Genomic DNA, 5,315 nt, shown 5'->3' with positions numbered 1-5,315 from the left:
TGTTTCTATAGGTCTGCTCCTGCTTCTTGCCTTGCGAAAATGGAGTATGAACCTTATTAACAGAACACAGGACAATACGGAAGAGAAGATACACAAAAGCGGCATCGGTGTAATCGACGGCGGCATGATCAAGATGGACGGTACCTACTGGCAGAGTGATGACGACTTGAGTCAGTACAAAGACGGCGACAGGGTCGAGGTGCTGGATATTGTGAATAATAAGGTAAAGCTTGCCAAATAAATAATAGTACTAAGTCTAAAAGACCAAGACGAACGAGAAGAGTACTTTAATGAGTATTAACAGAACTTTACTTTTGGAAATTAAGTCACAAATAGATAGATACTATGGTTTATGCGCTTTATTGACTGACTGACTGGCCGATGATGAGATTAAAATTGTGGAAGGTGCATAATAATGAGTGAAATGGAGTTAGATTTATATAATTTTGTTTCATTTATATATGAGGAAGATAATAAAAAATATTTATTGTATTCGTGTATACAACGAAGCAGTTCCTTAAAAGCTTTTTCATTAAAGACGGTTGATACTATAGAGTTTAATGCATTAGGAAAAGTCCTTGTCTTGAAAGCAAGAATTAATCTTATGGATTGGAAAACACTAGAAAGTTCAATAAGTACTAATATACTTAATGGGTTGTATTTTGACAATATGGCTATTTCAATCGTGGATAAACGTTCATATTATCAAATGGATCAATTATCCTCAGATAATTTTACTCGTTTTCAGGGACGTGCACCTGAGAGTTTAAGTTCTTATACGGAATATGTGAAAGTTTATTATACAGAGCATCAGGTAGCCTTACTTGATTATCTTGAATCATTATCATATCTTGAATTGAAATCTTTTAAAAATGATGTATTGGGGTTTGTGGAAAAAAGTGTTGGTCTGAGGATGGCTACTTCGTATAGTTACAGAATTGGTTGTTTTGAGGTACACAGTGTAAAAGTAAAAAGTTTCCCTGAATTATTGAGTAATCATAATGGAGTTACTTTACGAAAACCAAGTAATAATAGTGAGAACTTAATGGTTCATATTGTATTGAGAGATGTAGAAGAAATTGTTTTTGATAAGCTTTTAACATTATCTCAAAAATCGTTATTTTATGAAGTAGAATACAATTTTAATACTGCTGAAATGACGGTGTTTACTGAAGAAGGAGATTTACTTCATAAAGAGTGTAATCATTATATTGAATCTATTTCTATGGGGATGAATATGATCTCTAGTCCATCTTATCAAATTAATGACAAACTTACCAAAAAACTACAAGGTGAAAGTCAAGAAAAAGCTAAAAAAATTGTTTCCAATTCAAAGAATATCTCTTCAACTATAGATTATGATAAGTCGTTATATAAAAAGAGTAAACATCGTATATATGATCTGTTTTTAAAGACTAGCCCTATCACTTCTAAATTGAAAGGCGGTTTCTTTTTAAAGTACGAAAATATTGACGAAAAGGGTGAAGCATTTACGTGGTTGATTAGCTTAATAAACAGTTCTCAACACGTTACAATTATTGATCCTTATTTTAGCAGTAAGGTTGTTACTGAATCATTGAGAAGAGTTAAAAGTGGAATCAACATCCATGTGATAACAAGTCTTAGTACGCATAATGAATTTTCTGAAGAAGATACTATATCTGGGTTTAAACAAACTTTGAAAGAGTGCATGAATGAAATTAAATGTACACTGAAGATTGAAAACCATACAAGGGCAAATGGAAAAAAACTTTTTCATGACCGTTTTATTATCATACGAAATGGGAATGAAAAAAATGTATATATGCTTTCAAATAGCCTAAGTGGTTATTGTGAATCGTTCCCCTTTACTTATATGCCTTTGGATATGGATACTTCTGAAAAGGTATTGGATTATTTTGAAAAGTTAGATTGGGATATTAAGCGAGAAGTGTTATGGGATTCATCTCTTTTTTCTGAAAAAACAAATACTATTTTTTCTTACAATCAAGAAACTGAAAGCACGTTTACATCAACATGGTTCTTAGCAGGTATTAGTCATATAGTTAATGAAGAAAGTTCTTTATTGTTGAAAGTATATCATTGGTTTTTCAAGGGTTGGAAAAAAGTCAACAAAGATATTTTAGCTCTTTCAAAAGGAATGATTACTAAAGATGGAGAAAGTTTTATTGTTGATACAGGACTTTTTTCAGAACAAATTCAAAAGAATGTTTTCTTATCCCATAAAACTTTTTCTTCTCAGGACTTAGCTTGTATCTTAATGGTTTCAGGAGAATTGTGTGCACGATCTCATTCTGAAAGAACTATGGAAGATATAATAAAATGGCTAAAGACAAAAAAAAAGAGTAAAGACTTACAGGAAGTATTTAATGAAGTATGCTTATTAAGTAAAAATATTATTTATGAAAAAACGTATAGTTTGGATGTAGTAATACCTGAGATAAAGAGTGTAAAGGAATTTTTTGAGTATGCAGAAAATGCTTTTATTTATGGTCTTAGAGATATTCATAAGCATTGGGGGCTGCTTTTTTCTTCTTATTTCTTAATACGGTCACAATCAATCAATATAAGTCAAAAAGATCTTTCTTCCGAAATATTAAATAATATATTTGCAGGTTATATTTTAGATGTTATTTGCAGATATGATTTTTTTGATAGAAGCTTTGGAGTTAATTTAATACAGTCTAATACTCTAATATGTAAAATAATGGGAATGGTATATATCACTACATCATTAGATGATTCAAGCCGTAGTATTGAAATATTTGAAGAAAATAATATTTCAAAAAAGTTGATTGTCTTTTCGTTAGCTAGACGTTATAAAGAATATATGCACCGTTATTATAGAGCACTAGGAGATGATGAGCGAATCGCTGAAATATTAAGTCATTTAGATGATATCTCAGAAAATGCGTGTGCCATTTGGGATACTATAGAATTAGAACAAGATGAAGTAGAAGAAATTTATAGTTGCTTTTTTGATAAGAATGAATTTATATATCGTTTTGGGATGTATTTAACTAACTTAATTGAAAGAAACAAGCTATTTATGTTAGTGTTGGAAAGACTTGAGTCAAATTATGGCTGGAAATCACTTGAAGATTTGGAGTGTCATTATTATGATCAGGTATTACTAAATATTAACTGGGCTGGTGCAGCATACTTAGATATATATAAGAACAATTTAATGAACGGACTATTATCGTGGAATTCTAAATTTATTATTCCTGCAAAGCTAAAGCTAGAAGAACCCTTATATAAAGGCAATACTACTCAATTAGCAGACCGCTTAGCTTCATTATTGTTTTTTGTAAGTGAGTTTTTGTTGAGATTTTTGCAACAAGGTGGTGACTTGTCTAAAATTTTTATCATTATAAAAGAATTATACAAGCATACAAATGATTTATTTGAATCTGACAAATGTCATATTTATGCTGTCAATGAAAATATGTATCATACCCTTTTGGCTAATCTTTCACAGCTTTTAATAAGTCTTAATGATACTTCCTTTCAGAAGAATGAACTAAAACAATTCCCTATATCGAATTATTTATTATGTGTTTCAAAGGATTACATGAAACTCGAAGAAGAAGGCCCATTGAAATTACAAGAAATTGTAGATAATTCAAGTGATCCAGTTTATTATGCAATTAAATGGATTGTTTTGATGTGTAACAACCTTTATTTAGAGAAAAAAGAAGTACCAAATGATATTATTGAAAAATACATAGAGATATTGGAAGAAGCCGGCATTTCAGATAAACATCTATTGGATTTTCCGACAGAAATGATGAAACTTCTAAAAGGGGATATTTCTGAAATTACACTAACGTTAAAAAATAAAATTATTACGTTAAATATTTCTCAAGAGAATTTGGAGAATGTTGAGTTTGTTTGAGAACTTATTATATGAGATACAGATCGTTGAATTGATCGCTATTGGCTCAAGGTCTAAAAACATAGAAGCCTATCGTAGATTGGTCGAGAGCGTCATAGGGTTGAAATAGAGTATGGTATGTCAGATATCACAAAGTATGAATCATTCAAAAATAAGCTTTTGTTGTTGGATAAAGATGTAGCTGAACTTTATAATGTTGAATCTAAAAAACTTAGACAACAGATTAAGAGGAATATAGAGAAGTTTCCAGGAGATTATGCTTATCAAGTATCAGATGATGAACTGAGTGTTATGGGGTCACAAAATGTGACCCCTTCCAAACAGTACTATGGCGGGCACAATCCTTGAGTGTTTACAGAGAAGAGTCTCTATATGGTCGCAACGATATTCAAAAGCTCAGAAATGACTTTTACGATCATCGAAATCTTTGCCAAGGTAAAGGAACTATCAAGAAAAGTAAAACTTACAGACCCTTCTCTATGTATTAATAAATCCGCAATATATTACTCGCTATAATACGTACAATATAAAGGAAGAAATGTTATGAAGATTTCATATACAACAGAAGAGCTTGTTCCCTCTACCGACTTTGCGAAAGGGTTTGGCGGGTATATCTCTAAGATCATTAGCGGAAGTGTTGAGAAGCTTGCGGTTGTTAAAAACAACAAACCGGAGGCTGTGGTTATCAGCATTGCAGAGTATGAGCGGATAAAACAGCTGGCTAACTTGGCAGAAGATTTGAGTCTTGCACAGATGGTGCATGAACGTGTTGATGGTAACGAAGCAGCGCTTCGCGATTATGATGATTATGCCGAGCGCAGAAAAGCGAAGATGAAGCGTGCCGTTTAAAGTTCAATATTATCCCGAAGTGTTTGGTGATCTGGAAGCACTGAGTGATGATGAATTTACAGAGGTCGATGCGTACATTCAAAGGCTCAAAAAAAACCCCTTGGGCTGTTCCTTGCCATTGGAAAACATTGGAGACAGCCTGCTTGGGGAATGTCGCAAGATCTATATAGCAAACGCAACGATAAGAATCGTCATACGTGTCAAAAACAACGAGGTACAGATTGTAGAACTGATCGCTATCGGTCCAAGATCTAAGAATATAGTGTACGAAGAGGCCTATCGCAGATTAGTCGAGAGCGGTATAGGGCTAAAATAGCATATGGATGTTTTTGAAAATTGGAAAGAGAAACTGTAATGAACTACTATGAAAATGAGCTAGCCGCACTGAAACGTTCGGGGCGCTACCGGGAGCGCCGCATCTTCGATAAGAGTGTTGTTGACTTGGCCTCGAATGATTACCTTGGTTTGGCACATAACAGAGAGATCTTGCAAGCGGCTATCAATGCTCTTAATGCTTTGGAGTCTCATGCAGCAAAAGCTTCGATGTTAGTAAACGGTTATACCCGGA

5 protein-coding genes and 1 pseudogene are annotated in these 5,315 nt (G+C 33.0%); all 6 read left to right on the top strand.

Annotation, left to right across the window (positions count from 1 at the left end):
* On the top strand, positions 1 to 241 hold a 241-nt coding region (locus ABYK33_RS13525), incomplete at its 5' end, for an NfeD family protein (RefSeq protein WP_373033802.1).
* 174 nt (positions 242 to 415) lie between these two features.
* On the top strand, positions 416 to 3,898 hold the full coding sequence (locus ABYK33_RS13520; protein ID WP_373033801.1) for a VPA1262 family N-terminal domain-containing protein: 3,483 nt from the start codon (positions 416 to 418) through the stop codon (positions 3,896 to 3,898).
* A gap of 117 nt (positions 3,899 to 4,015) precedes the next feature.
* The gene (locus ABYK33_RS13515) at positions 4,016 to 4,246 is read left to right on the top strand and encodes an ORF6N domain-containing protein (RefSeq protein WP_373033800.1); all 231 of its coding nucleotides are present in this window, start codon (positions 4,016 to 4,018) and stop codon (positions 4,244 to 4,246) included.
* Between the two features lie 195 nt (positions 4,247 to 4,441).
* Positions 4,442 to 4,747 (top strand): type II toxin-antitoxin system prevent-host-death family antitoxin, encoded by a 306-nt coding sequence (locus ABYK33_RS13510; RefSeq protein WP_373033799.1) that lies wholly within the window; start codon positions 4,442 to 4,444, stop codon positions 4,745 to 4,747.
* Positions 4,737 to 5,063: a hypothetical protein gene (locus ABYK33_RS13505; RefSeq protein ID WP_373033798.1), complete on the top strand. Its 327-nt coding sequence runs from the start codon at positions 4,737 to 4,739 to the stop codon at positions 5,061 to 5,063. The genes ABYK33_RS13510 and ABYK33_RS13505 overlap by 11 nt, the downstream gene beginning before the upstream one ends.
* A 20-nt stretch (positions 5,064 to 5,083) precedes the next feature.
* Positions 5,084 to 5,315: pseudogene (locus ABYK33_RS13500) on the top strand (pyridoxal phosphate-dependent aminotransferase family protein); the annotation flags it as partial.

It is taken from the genome of Sulfurovum sp., from assembly GCF_041562805.1.
GTDB lineage: Bacteria > Campylobacterota > Campylobacteria > Campylobacterales > Sulfurovaceae > Sulfurovum.
Note: the sequence above shows the minus strand (reverse complement) of the source record. Positions and strands in the feature narration are given on the sequence as shown.

Excerpts from the sequence above, each read along its gene's own strand:
- ABYK33_RS13520 (WP_373033801.1), top strand. The coding sequence starts at position 416 with ATGAGTGAAATGGAGTTAGATTTATATAATTTTGTTTCATTTATATAT.
- ABYK33_RS13515 (WP_373033800.1), top strand. The coding sequence starts at position 4,016 with ATGTCAGATATCACAAAGTATGAATCATTCAAAAATAAGCTTTTGTTG.
- ABYK33_RS13510 (WP_373033799.1), top strand. The coding sequence starts at position 4,442 with ATGAAGATTTCATATACAACAGAAGAGCTTGTTCCCTCTACCGACTTT.